The sequence below is a fragment of the Marinobacter sp. V34 genome, from assembly GCF_055524115.1.
This window is the reverse complement of record NZ_JBUPZY010000005.1, coordinates 116918-138337: the sequence shown is the minus strand read 5'-3', so window position 1 is coordinate 138337 and position 21420 is coordinate 116918. Positions and strand designations below refer to the sequence as shown.

At 58.3% G+C, this 21420-nt stretch carries 19 protein-coding genes; 5 read left to right on the top strand and 14 right to left on the bottom strand.

Features of this window, described 5'->3' with window-relative positions; all coding sequences use genetic code 11:
- The first annotated feature begins 87 nt into the window (after positions 1-87).
- Positions 88-600, top strand: coding sequence for a DnaJ domain-containing protein (locus AC0B60_RS10315; RefSeq protein WP_465085729.1), 513 nt, complete (start codon positions 88-90; stop codon positions 598-600).
- 6 nt (positions 601-606) lie between these two features.
- Here AC0B60_RS10315 and AC0B60_RS10310 read toward each other — a convergent pair whose 3' ends face one another.
- On the bottom strand, positions 607-1392 hold the full coding sequence (locus AC0B60_RS10310; protein WP_465085728.1) for a secretin N-terminal domain-containing protein: 786 nt from the start codon (positions 1390-1392) through the stop codon (positions 607-609).
- A gap of 362 nt (positions 1393-1754) precedes the next feature.
- Between AC0B60_RS10310 and AC0B60_RS10305 the strand changes: the two genes are divergently transcribed.
- Positions 1755-2813, top strand: a complete 1059-nt coding sequence (locus AC0B60_RS10305) for a 3-deoxy-7-phosphoheptulonate synthase (RefSeq protein WP_465085727.1) — start codon at positions 1755-1757, stop codon at positions 2811-2813.
- Positions 2814-2864: 51 nt separating this feature from the next.
- Here the strand turns inward: AC0B60_RS10305 and AC0B60_RS10300 are convergent, their stop codons facing one another.
- On the bottom strand, positions 2865-3521 hold the full coding sequence (locus AC0B60_RS10300) for a LysE family translocator (RefSeq protein WP_465085726.1): 657 nt from the start codon (positions 3519-3521) through the stop codon (positions 2865-2867).
- 174 nt (positions 3522-3695) lie between these two features.
- Between AC0B60_RS10300 and AC0B60_RS10295 the strand changes: the two genes are divergently transcribed.
- Complete coding sequence (locus AC0B60_RS10295; protein ID WP_465085725.1) at positions 3696-5138, top strand: dihydrolipoyl dehydrogenase; 1443 nt, start codon at positions 3696-3698, stop codon at positions 5136-5138.
- A 31-nt stretch (positions 5139-5169) separates the two neighbouring features.
- On the opposite strand, the gene AC0B60_RS10290 is transcribed toward AC0B60_RS10295, so the two are convergent.
- Positions 5170-5445: a DUF2061 domain-containing protein gene (locus tag AC0B60_RS10290; RefSeq protein WP_465085724.1), complete on the bottom strand. Its 276-nt coding sequence runs from the start codon at positions 5443-5445 to the stop codon at positions 5170-5172.
- 224 nt (positions 5446-5669) lie between these two features.
- Here AC0B60_RS10290 and AC0B60_RS10285 point away from each other — a divergent pair, with 224 nt between their 5' ends.
- The gene (locus tag AC0B60_RS10285; protein ID WP_465085723.1) at positions 5670-6143 is read left to right on the top strand and encodes a Dps family protein; all 474 of its coding nucleotides are present in this window, start codon (positions 5670-5672) and stop codon (positions 6141-6143) included.
- Between the two features lie 48 nt (positions 6144-6191).
- Here the strand turns inward: AC0B60_RS10285 and AC0B60_RS10280 are convergent, their stop codons facing one another.
- The 7 genes from AC0B60_RS10280 to AC0B60_RS10250 all read right to left on the bottom strand — a co-directional run bounded on the left by AC0B60_RS10280 (position 6192) and on the right by AC0B60_RS10250 (position 13724).
- Positions 6192-7322, bottom strand: coding sequence for an NAD(P)/FAD-dependent oxidoreductase (locus tag AC0B60_RS10280; protein WP_465085722.1), 1131 nt, complete (start codon positions 7320-7322; stop codon positions 6192-6194).
- A gap of 2 nt (positions 7323-7324) precedes the next feature.
- On the bottom strand, positions 7325-8644 hold the full coding sequence (locus tag AC0B60_RS10275; RefSeq protein ID WP_465085721.1) for a class I SAM-dependent methyltransferase: 1320 nt from the start codon (positions 8642-8644) through the stop codon (positions 7325-7327).
- 274 nt (positions 8645-8918) lie between these two features.
- A complete protein-coding gene (locus tag AC0B60_RS10270; protein ID WP_465085720.1) occupies positions 8919-10214 on the bottom strand; it encodes a TRAP transporter large permease in 1296 nt (431 codons plus the stop codon).
- Complete coding sequence (locus AC0B60_RS10265; protein WP_465085719.1) at positions 10211-10756, bottom strand: TRAP transporter small permease subunit; 546 nt, start codon at positions 10754-10756, stop codon at positions 10211-10213. Before AC0B60_RS10265 ends, AC0B60_RS10270 begins: the two co-directional genes overlap by 4 nt.
- Before the next feature lie 100 nt (positions 10757-10856).
- Entirely contained in the window at positions 10857-11933 is a 1077-nt protein-coding gene (locus tag AC0B60_RS10260) for a TRAP transporter substrate-binding protein (RefSeq protein ID WP_465085718.1), read from the bottom strand.
- 181 nt (positions 11934-12114) lie between these two features.
- Positions 12115-13176, bottom strand: coding sequence for a PA0069 family radical SAM protein (locus AC0B60_RS10255; protein WP_465085717.1), 1062 nt, complete (start codon positions 13174-13176; stop codon positions 12115-12117).
- Positions 13177-13259: 83 nt separating this feature from the next.
- Positions 13260-13724: an ATPase gene (locus AC0B60_RS10250; RefSeq protein ID WP_465085716.1), complete on the bottom strand. Its 465-nt coding sequence runs from the start codon at positions 13722-13724 to the stop codon at positions 13260-13262.
- A gap of 182 nt (positions 13725-13906) precedes the next feature.
- On the opposite strand from AC0B60_RS10250, the gene AC0B60_RS10245 reads away from it, so the two are divergent.
- On the top strand, positions 13907-14980 hold the full coding sequence (locus tag AC0B60_RS10245) for a beta-N-acetylglucosaminidase domain-containing protein (protein WP_465085715.1): 1074 nt from the start codon (positions 13907-13909) through the stop codon (positions 14978-14980).
- Positions 14981-14994: 14 nt separating this feature from the next.
- Here AC0B60_RS10245 and AC0B60_RS10240 read toward each other — a convergent pair whose 3' ends face one another.
- From AC0B60_RS10240 to ptsP, 4 genes are all read right to left on the bottom strand, one after another.
- The gene (locus AC0B60_RS10240; protein ID WP_465085714.1) at positions 14995-15702 is read right to left on the bottom strand and encodes an SIMPL domain-containing protein; all 708 of its coding nucleotides are present in this window, start codon (positions 15700-15702) and stop codon (positions 14995-14997) included.
- Between the two features lie 83 nt (positions 15703-15785).
- Entirely contained in the window at positions 15786-17525 is a 1740-nt protein-coding gene (locus AC0B60_RS10235; RefSeq protein ID WP_465085713.1) for a PTS fructose-like transporter subunit IIB, read from the bottom strand.
- Positions 17522-18505 (bottom strand): 1-phosphofructokinase, encoded by a 984-nt coding sequence (pfkB, locus tag AC0B60_RS10230; protein WP_465085712.1) that lies wholly within the window; start codon positions 18503-18505, stop codon positions 17522-17524. The genes AC0B60_RS10235 and pfkB overlap by 4 nt, the downstream gene beginning before the upstream one ends.
- Positions 18505-21333, bottom strand: a complete 2829-nt coding sequence (gene ptsP, locus AC0B60_RS10225) for a phosphoenolpyruvate--protein phosphotransferase (protein ID WP_465085711.1) — start codon at positions 21331-21333, stop codon at positions 18505-18507. The genes pfkB and ptsP overlap by 1 nt, the downstream gene beginning before the upstream one ends.
- Positions 21334-21420: the final 87 nt, after the last annotated feature.

The following is a 21420-nucleotide window of genomic DNA, read 5'->3' as shown; positions in this document are numbered from 1 at the left end:
AAGCGAGGGCCAGGAGCTTCTCCCGTTTATTAGGTTGCCAAACTAGAATGACAGATTTACGACCCGGTCATCGATAAGGATTGGCGAATGCAATGGATTCTTGGTATTGCACTGGCGGCGGCCGTATTTGTCGTCCTGAAACAGTGGGGCGCGTTGTCGCCGGAGAAAAAAAAGGCTGCCACCTGGAAAATCGTATTAGTGGCGGGCGCGGCGTTGCTGCTATTTATGGTACTGACGGGGCGGGTGCATGTGCTGACCGCTGCGGTGGCCGCCCTTTTACCACTACTGAGAAAGCTGCCAGCCTTACTGAAATTTGCCCCGGCTATCAGCCGACTGTTTGGGCAGAGCCGGCACAGTGAATCTGATCACGAAGACACTGCCACCCACCGTCAGCGCAGGCAACAAAGTGCCAGTTCCGGCAATATGTCGGTAAGCGAAGCCTGTGAGATTCTGGGGGTTGCGCCTGACTGTACAGACGACGATATCGTGCAGGCGCATCGACGATTGATCCAGAAACTCCACCCGGATAGAGGCGGCAATGACTACCTGGCAGCGAAAATCAACGAAGCCAAGAGTGTATTGCTGAGGCACCGTGCCTGAGCGGCCTTACAGAACCTCAACTTTTACCTCGAAGGTCTGGTTCTGGCGGTGGCTGTTCCCGGTTTGGTAGGTGATGCCGGACTGCTCACCGACTCGTCGTTGGCGCGTGCTGCCAAGCTCCACCCATTGACCGGGTTCTACTCGACGTATGGTCATCACTGCCTCGGTATCGTAGCCCGGCGGGTTGCTCTCCGGGTCTCCCTCAAAAGAGACAATGTTCAATTCGACCGCCTGATCTGAAATCACCTGTGGGCTGACCAGAAAGCCGCTACGGGTTTCGATCTGCCCCAGAAACGCCGCTGGATTTCGGCCGCCGCGGATAGCGACGGGTACGGTGCGGACCTGGCCGGAGGAAATATGAGCGGATTGCCCGTCCTGAACGATTAGCATGCGCTCCTGGTTCCGTCGTGTCGTAGTGACCTTGCGTTCTGCCTGGACGCTGACCTGATTGTTGTTGACGGAGAAACCGCCGCCACCGGTTTTGGCGTCTACATTGTGACGGGAACGAACAGTAATTCGCATCTGTGAGGGGGCGACATCCATGGTGTCCACAAGCCTACCGATTTCATCCAGTACTTCTGGCTCGCCCCTCATCACCATCTGCTGTCCCCGGGCGGTTATCGATACCTGGCCATTCGGATAGAGTTCTCGGATCTGTTGTGCCACACCCTCTGCGGAGCGTTGCGTCAACTGGTAAGTACGGGCCTCAGGCGCCGCCGTAAGAACGCTTGAAAAAAACAGCAGGACCAGCAACAAAGACAGTGTGGGCCGACGATTCATCGTTGTGTTCATGACTGACTCCGGGACTGGTAAGGCTGCAATACTTGCAAAAAACCGAATTTATGGGTTGCAAAGCCGGAAACCGGGGATATATATTGGAAAGCATGAAGACGACACACACGACCTGTCAATTGAATGTTCTGAAAGCTTTCGGTGAAAAATCGATTGCTGCGGTCGCTGCTGTGTTTTTTTGGTGGTTTGGTTATGGCTATTTTAGCCAGAGCCCGGGCCGCCCATAAGATCTTCATCGACCGAATAACGAGGAAGGCAGCCCGGCAGAAACCCAGGCTGCCACCGGACTCAAAAAGCCCCGACTGGTAGCCCACCAGCCGGGGCTTTTTTGATTCTGACACAGGGAAACGGGAACACTGACCATGAACATGTCGCTGAACATCGAGACACTGAACGAGCCCCAGCAGTCATCAGAGGCTGAGCCGGGAACCCGGGAAGTGCCGCTGCCGACACCAGCCGAACTGCGAGCCAGCCTGCCGGTTCCGTCTCACATGCAGGCACGGATTCGCCAGCACCGCGATGCTATTCGCCGGATACTCAACGGCGAGGACCCGAGAACTCTGGTGGTCATCGGTCCCTGCTCCATCCACGACGAAGTGGCGGCACTGGAGTATGGCGAGAAGCTCAAAGCACTGGCGGATAATGTCAGCGACCGTTTCCTGATTGTGATGCGTGCCTACCTCGAAAAACCCCGAACCACCGTTGGCTGGAAAGGCATGCTCTATGACCCGGAGCGCACCGGCACCGGTAACCTCAACGAAGGCCTGCTACGTTCCCGGCGCCTGCTGTTGAACCTGTCAGACATGGGCCTGCCATTGGCCACGGAAGCCCTGAGCCCATTCGCCATGGATTACCTCGGCGACCTCGTAAGCTGGACCGCCATTGGTGCCCGCACCACCGAATCCCAGGTTCACCGCGAAATGGTCAGTGGTCTGCCGATGCCGACCGGTTTTAAAAATGGCACCGATGGCAGTATTGGCGTCGCCATCAATGCCATGAAGTCGGCCGCCCATCCTCATCACCGGTTCGGAGTAGGCAATAATGGCGCACCCGCGATGATTATTACTGAAGGCAACCCCGATACACACCTGGTATTGCGGGGCGGGCGAGGCATCACCAACTACGACGCTGAGAGTGTTCGTGAAGCAACGGAGTCGCTGGTGAGTGCGGGAATATCCGCTTCTATCATGGTGGATTGCAGTCATGACAACGCTCAGAAGCAATCATCGCGGCAACTGGAGATAGCGAAGGAAGTCATGCTCCAGAAGCGGGCGGGTAACCGAAATATTGTTGGTTTGATGCTGGAAAGTTTTCTTAAAGAAGGGCGTCAAAATGACAGCGACGATTTAATTTACGGATGCTCCCTGACGGACCCCTGCATTGGCTGGAAGCAAACGGAAGAGCTGTTGCGTAGCCTGTGAATTACAGACCGGCGCCCCGGCTTGCCTGAAAACGGGCCAGGGCTGCTCTGATTATTCTTTTCCCGGAAGGTTTCCATCTCCGGAAACCGTTGAAAACAACAACTGCCCCGCCAGCAACAACAGAACGCCTCCCATCAGTCGGTCCAGCCAATAGCCGAAACGGTTAAAGCCCTTGCGGATCTGCGGTAGGGTGAAGAATACCGCCACGGCCATGAACCACAGACCGGTGGCCACTGCCATATAGACGCCATAAGCCGTTTGAATCGCAATCGGCGTGCCCGGGCTGATGATCACCGAAAAGAGTGAGACGAAGAACAGTGTGGCTTTCGGGTTCAGGGTATTGGTCAGGAAACCAAGCCTAAAGGCTGCCAGTCCGGATTGCAGCTCACTGTTTTCCGTTTCTACATGAATACCACCGGCTTTCGAGCGTAAACACTGTATCGCGATCCAGGTGAGATACAGGGCGCCAACAATCTTGAGAATGCTGAACAGCACCAGGGACTGCTGGATGATCAGGCCGATACCCAGCAGGGAATATCCCACGTGAATCAGAATCCCAGTGCCAATTCCGAAGGCCGTTAGCAGGGCGTTGCGGCGGCTTTGACACAGCGCCTGGCGAAGCATCACGGCAAAGTCTGGCCCCGGGCTGGCGACGGCCAGGAAATGAACGAGGGCGACGGTGATGAATTCCGGCCAGTAGTTGTGCATACCTTTTATCTCCAGGAAAGTTCCGGTGCAGGGCGTCATTCTAGAAGGCGCGGTTGAAAAAGTCCTGCGTTGAATATTGCGATGTCTTGGGTTGGCAACTGAACGGTTTCCCGTATTCACTCCTATACTGAGGCAGGATCATGAATTTTGTAGGCAGTCAGGGGAGTCGTAGACGTGGAAAAACGCAAGGTGGATGTGGCTGTTATTGGCGCGGGTACCGCTGGCATGAGCGCCTATCGCGCTGCCCGCAAGCATACGGACAATATCGTTTTGATTGAAGGCGGTGCCTACGGTACTACTTGTGCCAGCGTAGGCTGTATGCCCAGCAAGCTTTTAATTGCGGCGGCCGACAGTGCCCATCAGTTGCAAAAATCACCGATGTTTGGTGTTCACCCCGGTGATGTCCGAATTGACGGCAAAGAAGTGATGGACCGTGTCCGCAGGGAGCGGGATCGGTTCGTCAGCTTTGTGGTGGAGGCCGTAGAGGGGTTCCCCGAGGCCCACCGCCTTCGCGGCCAGGCCCGGTTCCTGTCGCCTCACCGGCTTATTGTCGGCGAGAAAGTGGAAGTGGAAGCCGCGCGGGTGGTCATTGCCACCGGTTCCCGGCCGAACATCCCTAGCTTTCTCAAGGACGCCAAGGACCGACTGGTGGTGAATGATGACATTTTCGAGTGGGATGACCTGCCTGGGTCCGTTGCCGTATTCGGCCCCGGAATAATCGGCCTGGAACTGGGGCAGGCGCTCAGCCGGCTGGGTGTCCGGGTACGGATGTTCGGCGTCAGCGGAAGCCTTGGGCCGCTTCAGGAGGAAACAATCCGCCACTACGCCCTGAAAACGTTTAATGAAGAATTTTCCTTGGATACCCGCTCAAAGGTCCGCTCGGTTGAGCGAACGGACGATGGCGTCTGCATTCGTTTTTTGGATGCGGATCGTGGCGAAGTCACGGAAACGTTCGACTATCTGCTGGCGGCAACGGGTCGTCGCCCCAATGTCGACAGTCTGGACATGCAGAACGCGGATATTGCCCAGGATGATCATGGCTCGCCGCTGTTCGATCACTACACGCTTCAGTGTGGTGACAGTCATATCTTTATCGCAGGAGATGCCAACAATGAGGTGCCTCTGCTTCATGAGGCGGCCGACGAGGGGCGAATAGCTGGCGACAACGCCGCCCGATATCCGGAGGTACGGGCTGGACTGCGCCGAGTGCCATTGGGAGTCGTGTTCACCGATCCGCAGATCGCCACTGTTGGTATGACTCTCAAAGAAGTCGATGAGCGTTGTAAGGGGTACTATGCCGTTGGTGAGGTCTCTTTTGAAGGGCAGGGGCGCAGCCGCGTTATAGGCGCCAACAAGGGCTTGCTGCACCTGTACGGTGAGCGGGGCAGTGGGTTGTTCCTGGGCGCGGAAATGTTCGGCCCCGCGGCCGAGCACATTGGCCATCTGCTGGCGTGGTCGCTGCAGAAGCACATGACCGTGAGCGAGATGCTGACCATGCCGTTTTACCACCCGGTGATCGAGGAAGGGGTCCGAACGGCGTTGCGTGACCTCAATCGCAAGCTGGATATCGGCCCGAAACCGATTGAGCACTGCCTGGATTGCGGTCCAGGCGGCTAATGGGCCCTCTGGCTATGGAAGCGGGCTCTGATCAGAAACTCCGCGCCACCGAGGTGACATCTGCTCTGGGCACGTCCCTTGTAATCTGCTGCTTGCGCGCCCATATCTTCTCATGAAAAAAGTAGGCGACAGTGTTGATGGCGGGCTCGACCATGGCAATCAGGCTGCCGATCAGGATGTCGCCGGTCAGGAGATAGGCCACGGTAAAGGCCACGGTGAAGTGAGTGATGGCGAACGTAATGGTTTTTAGCAACGAGTTGTCACCCTTTGCACCATGGTCGTGAAAAAACATCTTCAGGGTACTCATGCTCGGCTCCGCGTACTTAATGGATACAAATCCATTCAACAGCAACTGAGAATTATTTTTAAGTAAATTGTTTTCAGTATTTTGATAGTAAATGGCTATAGAATCTTATTTTCCAGTCATTGTTTTGGGCTATCATGAGAATTGGATAACTAAACTTTATCTATTTGTGATCCCAGGTTAAATTGACAGCCAGTACATTCCGGTAACTGTTAAGGAGACACGTTATGAGCAAGAATTTTATTGGTCTCGACACTGAAAAGACCCAAAGTTTGGCGAGCGCGCTGAACGATCTGCTGTCCAACTACCAGATCTTCTACATGAACGTTCGTGGCTATCACTGGAACATCAAAGGTGACAACTTTTTCGAACTGCACGCCAAGTTTGAAGAGCTTTATGACGATCTGTTGCTAAAGATTGACGAAATCGCCGAGCGGGTACTGACATTGGGACATCGCCCGGCGCACGCTTACAGCACCTACATCGAGAAATCAGAGGTGCCGGAGCGTAAGGATGTGTCTGACGGCAAAGAGGCGGTGGAAAATATCGTGGACAGCTTTGCCAAGCTGATTGGTAAGCAGCGGGAGTTGCTTCACTTGGCTGGCGACGCGGATGATGAGGGTACTGTCGCGTTGATGAGCGACTACATCTCTCAGCAGGAAAAAACCGTGTGGATGTACCGGAGCTATTTGGGGCAATAACACCCTTGCGCCATAAGGGTGCTGCCCTTTCCGACTCTTTACATTTCCTCAGCCTTGGGAAACCGTCGCCAGCGGTGGCACCTGCTGGTGCAGGAACCATTTCTCGGTGACCACCTTGCGGGTAAACCAATGGGACCGCATCAGGGTGCTGGCCAATGGCATTTTGACCCAGTCCGGCACCTGCCAGCCCTCATCCTGCGGCGTGGCGCGGTTCCCAAAACGGCCGGCAATGGCTTCGCCGTAAGCTTGCAGTGATTGGGCAGAGTAGTCCTCCCGATCGCGAATGAGGTCCGCCGCCAACAGCGCTGACTCAATGGCCGGGCGAATTCCCTCGCCGCTCTGGGTATAGGCCAGGCCGGCGGAATCACCAATCAACAACAGCCCGTCGTCGGCCAGCGGTCGTTCTGCATGGGCGTACAGGAGGTAGGCGTGGCCTTTGAACCTGCCCGGTAAATCTGACGGTATACGCCCTTCGAACTTCATCTCCTCCACGAAAGCGTTCAGGTGCTCGGTCAGTTTGTGATTGTCTTCCCGGCCTAAGCCAATATTGAGGAAATTGCCTTTTCGGAACACCCAGGCATAGCCCTTCAGGTCGCGGCAGAACCAGAGTTCGGGAGTGTCGCCACGGGCCTCGCACACGTCGGCCTGTTGGGGCGTCATCTCGAATTCCACTTCTTTGGCCGCCACCACGACTTCGTGGCTTCCGGGACCGTCCCCCAGCAACTTCGCCACCGGGCAAAAATGGCCGCCGGCGCCTACGATCAGGGGTGCCTCCCAGGTATCGTTGACCACCCAGTTGCCATCGCGACGAACAATGGACTTGACCGGTGTGTTCAATTGCTTCGGCACGGTCGTCCTGTCCAGAAGAAAAGCATCGAACTCGCAGCGCCGTATGCCGTAACTGACAATCTCACCGTGGTCATTTTCCACCGCCGATTGCCCCATCATGCCTATACGGAACCGCCGGATGGGCTGGAGGGTTCGCCCGATGCTGTAGCTGTTGATATCGATGTCGAGACTGTCCATCACCGCAGGGGTAACCCAGCCGGCGCAGGTTTTGTCCCTTGGGAAGTCCTGCTTGTCGATCACCAGAATGCGTTTGCCGCTGTCCTGCAGTGCATGGGCGAGTGTGGAGCCTGCCGGCCCGGCACCCACGATAATCAGGTCATAGTAGTCCATGATTATGTCTCCGGAGCTGCGCGGGACGAGTAGATGTCCTGGCGGTTTTGTGGCAGTTGGTTGTTCCCGCTGTGGGTGAAGACCACCTGGAACAGTTGCAGTGAACCGGCCCGGAAGGCGGCTATGGAGCCTGCTAGGTACATTTCCCAGGCTCGGGCAAAATGCCCGTCGTACATCTCTGTGACCTCGTCCATGTTGGTCCTGAACCGTTCCATCCAGTGGGTCAGGGTCTGAGCGTAGTGCAATCTCAGGTTCTCAACATCCAGCACCGAAAAATCGCTGTGTTCGCAGAGGCCCATGAACTCCGAGATACTTGGGGGGTATGCACCCGGAAAGATGCGTTTCTCAATCCAGGCATTCATCAGCATGGGCCGGTTGCGGCCGATGCTGTGCAGTAACGCCAGACCGCCCGGCTTCAGGGAGCGGCTGATCAGCTCCGACAGCGCCTGGTAATTGTCCTTGCCGACATGCTCCAACATGCCGATGGACACAAAGGCATCGTACTGGCCGCTGATGTTGCGATAGTCATCCTCGACATACTCAATCAGGTGGTCCAGTTGCTGGCGCCTGGCTTCTTCCCGAGCGTACGTCAGCTGTTCTTTCGAGATATTGTAGGAATGTACCTTCACGCCGTAATTCCTGGCCATATAGCGCGCCAGACCGCCCCAGCCACAGCCGGCTTCCACAACCGTCATGCCGGGTCTCAGTCGTAACTTGCGGCAAACATGCTCCAGCTTTGCCAACTGGGCCTGTTCCAGGGTCAAATCCGGCGTTTCGTAATAGGCGCAGGTGTACTGCATCTCGGCATGATCCAGCCAGAGCCGGTAAAACTCGTTGCCCAGATCGTAATGATGGTGGATGTTTTCCCTGGCTTCAGAGACGCCGGTTGAGCGGGGGTTGTGGTTGCGCCAAAGTGCTTCCAGCCATTTGGGCCATTTTTGCCTGGCGTTGTGAATTGAGCGATAAAGTGTCTCCATCAGCTCCGAAAGATCGCCATCTACTTGCAATCTGCCTGCACTGTATAGGTCCCCAAAGGCCAGGTTGGGGTTGGTGACCAGTGTAAACAGCGCCTTGGGGTCGGTCAGTTTGAGTGTGAATCGGGCATTGCCTTCTTCGGGATCAATGAATTCATTGTTCCACAGCTGGAATCGTAGCGGTGGTGAACCGGCCATGCGCATCAGCTTGGCGATCAGCCAGCGCTCATAACTATGAGGCTCACGATCCGCTTGCTGCTCTTCCAGGGGCAACGTCAGAACGTGGGGCCTGCTCTCCGGTCGGTCGTTGGGGGGCGCTGGGGTCTTCCGGGCGGTGCTTTGGCTCATGGATACATATCTCCCTTTATCAGCTGGTTAATCACGGACTGAAGTCGGCTGGCTTGGCCGACGGTGATTCAGCATCAGGGCGTGTCCCGATATCACAACTGAGAATCGCCTGCTTCGTCTTTAGTATAGAAAACAAGCGTGTTTTGTCATATCTCTGGAGTGGGGAGAGACGCTATTGGAACAATAGGAAAAGGGTAAAAGCCGGGGATGGCGGGCAAAAAAACCGGGGCTGCGAGGCCCCGGCTTGTAGGTGTGCGGTCAGCTGGAGCCGACGTCAGTAGGTCGCGCTCATACCAAACCATTCCGGGAAAATGACGATCATCGCCAGCACCAATACCTGCATCAGGATAAACGGTAATACCCCTTTGTAGATATCGGTGGTCTGCACACCGGGTGGTGATACCCCCTTGAGATAGAACAGACTGAACCCAAATGGGGGCGTCAGGAAGCTGGTTTGCAGGTTCATGGCAATCAAAATCGCGAACCACAGCATGTTGATGCCCATGGCTTCCGCCACCGGTGCCAGGATGGGCACGATGATGAACGAAATTTCCACGAAGTCGATGAAGAAACCCAGCACCAGAATGACCAGCATGGCCAGGATGATGAAGCCCCATTTATCGCCAGGAAGCTGCAGCAACCATTCTTCCAGCAGGTAATCGCCGCCGGTGTAGCTGAACACCATCGAAAACGCGGTAGCGCCCACCAGAATGGCGAACACCATGGCGGTGACCTTGACGGTATCCTTCGACGCGTCCCACACCATCTTGAAGGAGAATTGGCGGTAGATGATGGCCAACACCACCGCACCGACACCACCGAGTGCTGAGGACTCCGTGGGCGTGGCAATGCCGGCAAAGATGGAGCCCAGAACAACGATGATCAGCGCCAGTGGCGGAATAATGGCCAGCAACGCTGCGCGGATTTCTTTTCCACGTGACAGGCCGCTGTCGTCTGGCATGGCGGGCCCGGTTTCGGGCTTGAAACGGGTAAGGACCAGAATATAGATGATGTATAGACCTACGAGCACCACACCCGGTATGACGGCTGCCCTGAAGAGGTCGCCAACCGGTAGCCCCAACACATCCCCGAGGATAATCAGAATAATAGAGGGTGGTACGATCTGGCCCAGAGTGCCGGAAGCACAGATAGTGCCTGTAGCAAGCCGCTTGTCGTAATTGTGGGCCAGCATCACGGGGAGAGAGATCAGCCCCATCGCTACGACGCTGGCTCCCACCACGCCCGTTGAGGCCGCAAGTAGCGCACCTACCAGTATCGTGGAAATAGCCAGGCCCCCTGGCAAGCCGCCAAACAGTCGGCCCATGGAGGTTAGCAATTGCTCGGCCAGTCGCGTGCGTTGTAGCACTACGCCCATGAAAATGAACAACGGAACCGCCATCAGCACCGTGTTCTGCATGACGCTCATGATGCGGTAGGGCATGAAGGCAAACAGGTCCATGCCTTCAGCATAGATCCCGAAAAACAGGGCGACGCCGCCAAAGGTAAAGGCAACCGGGAAACCCAGCATCAGCAGGAGTAGGGCAGCTCCAAACATAATCATACCGATCATGCGAGACCCTCCGCGCCGTGTTTCGGCTCATAGGTTTTCTCGCCGGAGATAACCCGTATTGCGAAGGTCACCATGTTGAACCCGGCGATGCCGGTAAACACCGCGGAAATCGGGATCACGCTCTTGATCACCCAGCGATGGGGTAGCCCGCCCGGGTCGCCGCTGCCTTCACCCATGCTGTAGGACTCAACGGCGAAATTGTAGCCGTAGTTCCAGATCAGATAGGCGAAGGGGATGACAAAAAGGATGGCACCAACGATGTTGACCCAGGCTTTGGTCCTGTCACTCCAGCGGGTGTAGAAGACATCCACCCGGACATGGCCATCCGTGCGCAATGCGTAGGGGATACCCAGCAGGAACACCACCGAATAGAGGTGCCACTCCATTTCCTGCATACCGATCCATACCTCATTGAAGGCGTAGCGGGCCACGACATCGAAGAAAACGTTACCGGCCATCAGAATCATTGCGGCACAGGCCACCCAGCCGCAAAAAATGGACAAGTAGGCCAAGCCCTCGTCCAACTTGATAATCCAACGCATTGATTGTCCTCCGCCGGCGAACCAGCGATTTTTCAATTGCTATAAACGACAAAACCGGGATCACTGCTAGAGCGATCCCGGCTCAGTTACTGCCGATATGTTACTCGACTTCTGCCATAGTGTTGAGATAGGCGCGTTCGGAAATGTCCGTGTACGCCCGGCTCTTCTCAAGATATTCCTGCTGGGATTCCACAATCCTTGCCGCTTGTTCGTTGTTTTCGGCCGCTTCCTTCAGGAGCTTCTCATTGGCTTCGTGCATGGCCTGGAAGATCTCCTGCGGGAACTTCTTGATCTGCACGTTCGGGTACTCTTCCTTGATGTTGGCCCAGGCTTCCGCATTCGCGTGCTGGGAGTGAACCAGCATGTCGTAGGAAGCTGTGCGCATGGCTATGCGCATGATTTCCTGCAGGTCAGCGGGCAGCTTTTCCCATACCTTCTTGTTCACCAGGAACTGAAGCTCCGTGGCGGGCTCATGCCAACCGGTGTAGTAGTAGTCCGCAATCTGCTGGAAGCCGAGACGCAGGTCCAGAGATGGTCCTACCCATTCAACCGCATCAATGGTGTTGCGCTCCAGGGCTGTGTACAGTTCGCCCGGCGGGATGTTGGTTGGGTTGACGCCCACTTCCGCGAACACTTCACCGGCGAAACCGGGGATGCGCATTTTAAGACCTTGAAGGTCTTCCAGGGAGTTGATTTCCTTGCGGAACCAGCCGCCCATCTGAACGCCGGTGTTACCACCCGGGAACGACAGCATATTGTGAGGCTCGTAAACCTCCTGCATCAGTTCCATACCACCGCCGTGGTAGAACCAGGCGTATTGTTCCATGGCGTTCATGCCGAATGGCATGCTGGTGAAAAACAGGGTATTGGGTACTTTGCCTTTCCAGTAGTAGGACGCGGAGTGGCCCATGTCGTACTGGCCGGCCTTGACCATATCAAAGACACCGAAAGGTGCTTTGTGCTTGTTTGATGAGTCGATGCGGACCTTCAGGCGGCCGTCCGACATCTTCTCGACGGTTTCAGCGAACCGTTTGGTGGTATCGCCGAAAATCGGGAAATTGGGCCCCCAGGTTTCTGCCAGGCGCAGGGTAAAGGTGTCTTGGGCGAGGGCTTGTGTGGAAGCAAAGGTAGTTGCTACAGCCAGCACAGCCGCGGATAGAACAGAACGGATCTTCATTGCTCTTCTAGCCTCTTTTGTCGTTGTTGTGTTGAGAGCTTCACCCGTTGTCGGGTGAGTAACCCTTCATGCTAGTTCAAGTTAGCAATAAACGATAAGAAACGGAACGAAAAACCGGCATCTGTACGACATAGGTCTTACGACTTTCTCTCGCTGGTCAGCGTGAGGCAATGTTCCTGGTCTAGAACAATCCTATCTGCTCACCCGCAGGGCGCCTGAAGAGGTCGCTTCTAAGAGGGGCTGTCTGATGAAGGTTCAGGCCCAGTTGTCTGGCGCGTTTTGCGAAGCGCTGGCGGACAAGGTCTGCGTAGGGGCCCGTTCCCGTCATCCGGCGCCCGAACTGGGTGTCGTAACTTTTGCCACCCCGCAAATCGCGCATGCGATTCATCACATGACTGGCCCGGTCCGGAAAGTGCCGCTGCAACCAGTCCTGGAACAGCTCATCCAGTTCCAGAGGCAGGCGCAACATGATCCAACTCGCCCGTTCCGCGCCAGCTTCGGCAGCGGCTCCAAGAATGCTTTCGATTTCATGATCATTGATGAACGGAATAACCGGCCCCAGGATGATGCCGGTCGGAACACCGGCGGCCGCCAGTTCACGAATGATTTTCAGGCGTGTGGCCGGCGCTGCGGTACGCGGCTCCATCTGCCGTTTCAGGGTGTTATCCAGTGTGGTCAGGCTGACCCGGACGGAGCAGAGGCCCTGGCCGGCTAATTCTGACAACAAGTCCAGATCACGCAGGATCAACGCGCCTTTGGTGATAATGGAGACCGGGTGGCGGTACTCGGCCAGTACCTTGAGTATGTTACGAGTAATTTCCCGGTGCTTCTCGACTGGCTGATAGGCGTCAGTATTCACGCCAAGGGCGATGGGCGACACCCGGTAACCGGGTTTATCAAGCTCCCTGCGAAGCTGTTCCGCAGCATTGGGCTTGGCGATTAGCCGCGTTTCGAAGTCCAGTCCCGGTGACATGTCCCAGTACGCGTGGGTCGGCCGGGCAAAGCAGTAGATGCAGGCCTTCTCACAGCCACGGTATGGATTGATGGACTGGTCAAACGGCACATCCGGGGACTGATTGCGGCTGATAATCGTGCGTACTTGCTCATCCACCACTTCCGTAGCCAGGGAGTCCGGGCAGGTATCGTCAGCAGGGTTCTGATACCAGCCATCGTCGTATTGGCGGTCCGTGACAATGGGTTGGTACCGGCTCTTTGGGTTGAGCGGTGTCGCGCGAGTCTTCATGCGGAGCCCTAAAAGCTGTTTGTATGTACAGTACTATTAGGAGCTCGCAATTTCCAGTTTTCATGCTTTGTGAATGGAAGGGCTCAAACGTCGTCCATCATGCCAATCTGCCTTGCCAGCCTCATGGCTTCGTTCTCCTCCATGGCGCGTAGTGATTCAGCCAGTTCCTTTGCCTCCGGTATCTCAGCTTTGCCTGCCAGGCTGTCATACAGATCTATCAGCTGGTCGTGGAAGCTGAAGATCTCTCGCACAATGCTGTCGAAGTCCATATTGGCGTAGTGATCATCGCAGGTTCGATGGGTTTTGATGGCCTTGTGTTCATCGTTCAGATAATCGTACAGTTTTGTTTTCAAGGCCTGTGAATCGGCCTGTTTCTCGAACTCCGCCGTGATGCGCTCCAGTTCGGCTTCATGGTCCGCGAGGTAAGTCAGTAGCGCCCGGGCCCGCTCCTCCTTGTTCTTTGTTGAGCACTCCGATAAACACCGGGACAGGTGGGCGTGGAGCTCGCGAGCCCACTCAATCAGGTCTTCAAAGCTTTTTATGTCCATTTGCCAGGCCCCTTATCCTCATGGGTAATCGGAGAGCGGATGTGAATCGTCACTGCTCATCACTACATCATCAGTACGAGAAGTCTAGCCGACATTGCTAAACTTGTCCGGTGACCCCCACAGCCTGATGAGATACCCTCTGGACTGTAGACCGTCTGTGTACTCGCGAAATGGAAACGCCAATGGCAGAGCAACCCCCGCTGGGAATCATTGAAGGCTTCTATGGCCCATTGTGGAGCTGGGAAGAGCGTCGGCAGCTGGTAGCGGCACTGGCTCCCCATGGTTACCGGAACTATTGGTACGCGCCCAAGGCGGATGCCTTTCTCAGGCGCCGGTGGAGCGAGCTGCATCCGCAAGAGGAAGCTGATGAACTGGCAAGCTTCGCCCGGTTTTGTCGTAGCCATGGAGTTCGGTTTGGCATTGGCCTGAGCCCGTTCGAGGTGTTCAACAATTTCGATGACTCGGCGAAAACGGCGCTGACGCGAAAACTGGCAGCGTTCGATCAACTGGGTACCACAGACCTGGCGATCCTGTTTGATGACATGAAAAGCGATACGCCGGAACTGGCGGCGCGACAGGCGGACATCATTCATTGGGTAGCAGAACACAGTTCAGCGGACCAACTCACAGTCTGCCCCAGCTACTACTCCGACGATCCGGTTCTGGACCGGGTGTTTGGTCCCCGCCCCGAGCGTTACCTGGAAGATCTTGGCAAGGCACTGGACCGGTCCGTGCAGGTGTTCTGGACCGGCGAGGAGGTATGTTCACGGGAGATATCGCCGGGCCACTTGCAGCGTGTTTCGGAAGCTTTGGGGCGCAAACCGGTGTTGTGGGATAACTACCCGGTGAATGACGGTGATCGTATGTCCCGTCATCTACACCTGCGGGCATTCACCGGCAGGACAGCGGCCAACGGCCCGTACCTGTCTGGCCACGCCATTAATCCCGCGTTACAGCCAACGCTCACAACGATTCCGGCCATCACCCTGGCCCGTAGCTACGATCAGGGGGCCGGGTATCAGTACGGCCAGGCTTTTCAGCGGGCTGCAGCGGAGGTGTTGGGCGGGGAGCTGGCACAGCAGGTGCAGGCCGATCTGCTTTTGCTTCAGGATGCCGGCTTACAAAGAATCAGTGCCGAACGGCAACAGGCTTTAACGGAGTGTTATCACCGTTTTGATCATCCGGCCGCCAGGGAAATCCTGCATTGGCTGGGCGGAAGGTATCAGGTCACTGATGAAATGGTGCAGACCCAGTAGTCGGTGGCGATTGCCTATTTGAGATAGTACTCCACGGTGGTGACCACCCGGACGGTTTTAATCGGTTGCTGGCCCTCGCTGACGCCAGGCGCCTGGTCGCGGGCCAGGATCTGGAATACGCCCTGATTGGCGCGGCGCAGGTCCCCCAGTTCGGTTTTTGCGTCCCTGGCAAACTGTGCGGCGGCCTCGCGGGCGGCAGCGGTGGCTTCGGCTATCATCTCCGGCTTGATGTCGTTCAGCCGGTTGAACAGGTAAGTCGGCCCACCCGGGCCATAATCGGATGACAGAATGACACCAGAATCCACCAGCTCACTCACCGATTGCGCGGCCTGGCGGATGCGCTCGATATTGTTGCTGCGCACCATCAGCGTCTGGTTGATGATGAATTTCTGGCCGTTGCTTTCCTGGTAAGGATTGGCCTGGGTGTCCGTAACGTCCAGGCGTTGCAGTTCCACCGCGTCTGTGTCGATGGCCTGTAGCTTGAGGAAGGCCATAATGGCTTCGCGGCTGCTGCGGGCCTTCTCGCGGGCTTCGTCCAGGCTGTTGCCGGTAGCGACGAAACGCAGGGGCCACAGTGCAAGGTCCGCCTGCACCTCCCGTTCCGCAACGCCCTTAACGGTGACGAACCGGTCTCCAGTGCGCAGCCCGGTCAGGCCGTTGGCGATGAGTGACGCGGAAACAACGGTGGCAATCGCCAGGATCAGGGTAGACAGAATTTTCATCACGGCGTCCTTGTGTGTGGATCTGGCGGATACCATCGCCGCAAATACCGGGGGCGTCAAGCGCCCCCGGACGGGAAGGTCTGCTATGAGGAGGCGGTTGCCACCTCGGCCTTGCCGGTCTTGATCATGGCGTAGCCAAACCCGATCACCAGCGAACCGATGGCAATGGCGGCCACATAGGGCAGTACTGTGCTTACCGCGTTGGGAATGGCTAGCACGAATAGACCGCCATGGGGTGCCATGAGCTTGACAGTGAACAGCATGGACAGCGCGCCGGTGATGGCACCACCCACCATGCACACCGGAATCACCCGCAGCGGGTCCTTGGCCATGAAGGGGATCGCGCCTTCAGAGATAAAGCACAGCCCCAGCACAAAGGAGGCCCGTCCGGCCTGCCGTTCGGCCTCGGCAAACTTGGCGCGGGCAATAAAGCTCGCCACACCCATGCCGATGGCTGGCACCATGCCGGCGGCCATGATCGCTGCCATGGGGGCGGAACCACCGCTGCCTTCCGAGAGCAAACCGACACCGAAGGTATAGGCGGCCTTGTTCACCGGCCCACCCAGGTCAAAGCACATCATGGCCCCGAGAATGCCGCCCAGCAGGATGGCGTTGGTGGTGCCCATGCTCTCGAGGAAACCGGTCAGCCCATCCATCAGGGCGGCAGCGGGCTCGCCGATCACGTAGATCATGCCGAGGCCGGTAACCAGGCTGGCCAGCAACGGAATGATCAGGATGGGTTTGAGGGATTCGATGCTCTCGGGCATTGGCAGCTTCTGGCTGACGAAACGGGCGACGTAGCCCGCCAGGAAGCCTGCGATGATGCCGCCCAGGAAGCCTGCGCCGAGAGTCCCGGCCAGATAACCGCCGATCATACCGGGTGCAAGGCCCGGCCGGTCGGCGATGGACCAGGCGATATAGCCGGCCAGCAGAGGGATCATCAACTGGAAGGCTGTGCCGCCGCCGATCTGCATCAACGCGGCTGCCAGGGTGCCCTCCTCTTCAAACGCGTCAATGCCGAACACGAATGACAGGGCGATCAGCAGGCCGCCGGCCACCACCATGGGCAGCATGAAAGACACGCCGGTCAGCAAATGCTTGTAGGGACCGCGTTTTTCGCCACCACCTCCTGAGGTCGCTTTTTTCTGGCCTTCCTCGACAGAGGCATTGGTCATGGCGTCATCAATGGTGGGCCCCGGCTTTTTCAGGGCGCTGCCGGTGGACGTACGCCAAAGCCGCTTGCCGGCAAAACGGCTGGGGTCGACTTCGATATCACAGGCCAGGATCACCACATCCGCCGCCTCGATTTCCTCGGCGGTCAGCGGGTCCTGTGCGCCCACGGAGCCCTGGGTTTCCACGCGGATCTGATGGCCAGCCGCGGTCGCGGCGGCGGTCAGGGCTTCTGCCGCCATAAAAGTGTGGGCAACACCGGTGGGGCAGGCGGTGACGGCGACAATGCGTTTGCCTGCGTTACCTGAGGTGGCGGGCTCGGGCTGTGAAGCCTCGGTTGGTTGATAGGGCTCGGCCTGCTTTTCGGCCTGGTCCAGAATCGCCACGGGATCGGGCAGGGCGGCCGTTACCGGGACCTGATAGAGGCGTTTGCCGGCGTAGGCGTTCAGGTCCGTTGGTGTTCCTGTTGCGGCAACGACCAAGTCCGCCGAGGCGATGACATCCTCGGGCAGGGACGACAGTGGTTGCTGCGGGCTGCGAATGTCTGTTCTGGCTTCCCAGCCCTTTTGCTGCGCGGCCCGTTCCAGGGCCCGGGCCGCCAGGAAGCTGGTGGCCACGCCCTGAGGGCAGGCGGTTACAATGATCAGTTTCATGATGGCATCTCCCCATTGTTGTTGTGCCCGGGCCAGGGGGTGAAGGAGGTGTAGAGAGTGACACGGGTTTGCTGAATCAGTTGGATAAAGTCGTCGGCCATTGGGTCGCCAACGCCGATGTGGCGCACGCACTCGGCCGACAGCGCGGTGGCGGTTGACAGCACCTGTTCCGGGTGATGATGTTCGAGCAATCCGTGAATCATTCCAGCCAGCAAAGTGTCGCCGGCGCAGACCGTGCTGGTGGCGGTCACGGGCGGTGGCGACGCTTGCCAGTTGCCCTTCGGCGACAGCCAGAGCACGCCTTTTTCGCCCATGGAAATCACCACATTGGCGATGCCGGTGGCCTGAAGTGAGCGACCTGCCTCGGCGATGGCGTCCAGGCTCTCCAGAGGGTGCCCGGCCCATTCGGCCAGCTCTTCCGTATTGGGCTTGATGCCGTCTGGCAGCGCCCTGAGTCCGGCTGTGAGGCCTGCGCCGCTGGTATCCAGCCACACTGGGATGTCTGCTTCGCGAGCCAGGGTGACCAGTTCCGCCAGTGCTTCGGACGGAAAGCCGCCGGGAAGACTGCCAGCAATGGCAATGGCATCGAACCGGCCCTTCAAGTCACCGAGGCGTGCCTTCAATTGGGCCAGGGCATCCGAGGGTACCTCGAAGCCTGGTCCGTTAAGATCGGTCACACGACCATTGCCTTCGGCGATTTTGACGTTGATGCGATTCTGCCCGGGGATGCGGACAAAGTGGTCTGCCAGGATGTCAGACGAGAACAGCCGATCGAAGGGCGCGGCGTCGATGTCTCCCAGCAGTCCGGACACGGTCACGGTATGGCCGAGGCGTGACAGCACGCGGCCCAGGTTAATGCCTTTGCCGGCAGCTTCCAGGCGTGTGGACCGAGAGCGGTTCACGTTACCCAGTCGGATTGAGTCGGTCTCGGCATTAAGGTCCAACGCCGGGTTCAGGGTGATGGTGAGTACGCGGGCCATTACAGTGTCTCCAGGGCGTCGCGCACTTCGGCTGCGGTGGCTTTGCCCAGCGCCAGTTTCGCCTGTTCACGGGCGTGTTCCCGGCTCAGCCCTCGGATACAGGCTTTGACCAATGGCACTCTGCGGCTGGTCACCGACAGCTCGTCCACATCCAGGCCCAGCAATACCGGAATAGCCTGTGGGTCGGAAGCCAGCTCGCCACAGATACCCACCCAGCGTTGGTGAGCATGGGCGGCTTCGACGGTCATGCGGATCAGTTGCAGTACCGAGGGGTGCAACCCGTCGGACTCGGCCGAAAGCTGGCCGTGGCCACGGTCGATGGCCAGGGTGTACTGGGTGAGGTCATTGGTGCCCACCGAGAAGAAATCCACTTCCGGTGCCAGGGTGTGGGCCAATAGGGCACAGGAGGGCACTTCAATCATCACGCCCACCTGCAGGCCCTGGCAGGGAATCTCGGCGCGGACCCGTTCGACGATGGCCTTGGCCGCGCGAAACTCTTCCAGGTCCTTGACCATGGGAAACATGATTCGCAGTGGGCGGTTGTCGGCAGCCGTCAGCAGCGCGCGCACCTGGGTTTCGAGGATTTCCGGTCGCGTCAGCGACAGGCGAATACCGCGCAGCCCAAGGAAGGGGTTGTCCTCGTGGGGAAGGGGCCAGTAATCCAGGGGCTTGTCACCACCCACATCGAGGGTGCGTGCGACCAGTGGCAGGCCGTTGAGGGCGTCGAAGGCATGGCGATATTCCTTCACCTGGGTGTCCAGGTCAGGCGCGTCCGGATGCTCCATGAAAATGAATTCGGTGCGCAGCAGGCCAATGCCATCGGCGCCCCGGTCGACAGCATCCGGGGTGTGGGCGGTGTTGCCAAGGTTGGCGCATACGTCGATGGTGTGGCCATCGGTGGTAGTGGCTGGCTCGTTCCGGCACTCGTGGGCGTCTGCCTGCAGGCGGGTGAGTTGGTCCAGGCGACGGTCAATGCGGTCGCGGCGCTCGGCGCCGGGATTGGGCACCAGGCAGCCGCGTTCGCCGTCGACCACCAGGTCCGTTCCGTCGCTGATGGTCAGGATACGATCACCAGCCCCGACCACGGCAGGGAGCCCCAGCGCCCGAGCCAGGATGGCGCTGTGGGATGTGGCGCCACCACGGGCTGTGATCAGGCCGCGAACGCGCTGGGTGTCCAGCCTTGCCACATCGGAAGGGCCAAGGTCGTCCGCCACCAGTACATAGGGTTCGTCCGGTGGTGTCGGCATGGCCACCCCGCAGAGGTTGGCCAGCACGCGCCGGCCAACATCCCGAAAATCTGCCGCTCGTTCTGCCAGAAGCCGGTCTGCCAGTGCTTCCTGGGCCCGCGCGGCGGTATCAATGGCGAGCCACCAGCCGGCTTCGGCGGACGCGCCTTCGTTGATGGCTTCCAGGGCGGCCTGGTAGAGATCGTCATCCTGAAGCATTTCCACATGCACCGACAGAATCGGTGCTGCCTCACCGCCTTCGGCCTGGCGAATCAGCGTGCGCAGTTGTCCGTCGGCCTCGTCGATGGACTGGCCCAGTCGGCTGGTCTGTTCACCGGCATCGCTGGCGGTGGCGGGGTAGTCCAATGTTGGCTGGCGCATGACGAAGGCGGGTGCCAGAGCCAGGCCCGGTGAGGCGGCGACCGCTTTCAGGGGTTCGTCATCGGTCAGAGGTTCGGGTTCCGGCTCGGCAGGCGCCGGCTGGCTCTGTTGTTGTCGAAGCGGGGAGACGGTTTCTCCGAGCCCGTCATTGATGGCCTGGCAAACGGCTTCTACCGCCTGTTCCGCATCGTCGCCGGTTGCGGATATGATCAGGGTTTGCCCCCTGCGGGCACCGAGGCCGATGATCCGTGTGAGACTGGTCGCCGATACCGAATTGCCATCGCCGTCCTCCAGGCGGATGCGAATGTCTGCCTTGTGCTGACGGGCTTCCTGTACCAGTTGTTTGGCGGGCCGGGCGTGTAGGCCATGGGTATTCAGCAGGCGCACCCGGTCGCTGACCGCATTGGCCTGCTCACCGGAAAGCCGGGAAAGTACGGCATCCACGGACTGGCTTTCCAGAGGGATGTTCTGGGCCAGGAAATTATCGATACGTTCCAGCAATTCGCGGCAGTCGTCGCCAGGGCCCGCCAGGCAGAAAACGCCGGCGAGGTTGTCGCTGGGTTCTTTGGGTGTTGCCAGTGCCAGCGCAGGTCGGATACTGCCAACGCTGTGGTGAACCAGCCAAAACCCCTGGCCCAGCCCGACGGGTGGCTGGCTGACAATTTCCTTCATAAAGCTGGCGTCGACACAGCCCAGCCCCTGCAGCCTGGCCGCAGCGCTGATGGCCAGTTCGCTGGTGGCCCGGGTGTTAACGCCCAGGCACAGGGTCTGAGCGTCGCATTTTGGCACCACTGGCTCCTTCGACAATAGGGATACCAGCGCCTCGGTGTCATCGGCCTCGGCCAGTTTCTGTGACAGGCCGGGTTTGTCCAGTACGCGGGTCAGGTGGCGCAGGATATCCAGATGCTCATCTGACTGGGCCGCAATGGCGACCAGGACATACACCGTGGCGTTGTCATGCCAGGTAACGCCGCCTGGAAATTGCAACACGCGGATGCCTGTGCTGGTAACCGCGTCGCGGCTTTCCGGTGTGCCGTGGGGGATGGCAATGCCGTTGCCAAGGACGGTGGAGGACTGTTGCTCCCTGGCCAGCATGCCCGCGTGGTAGTCGGGAGTGGTCCGGCCTGCGTCCTGCAGATCCTGGCTGGCCTGGTTCAGGGCATCCTGCCAGTCGGTTGCAGTGCAGCCCAGGCGGATATCATTGACTGTTAGCGTCAGCATGTGGGGAGCCTCGCCTTGTTGTTGTGAATACCAGTAAAATCTGGGTTGCTGAATCGTGTCAGCAAACATAGAATGAATCATGAAACA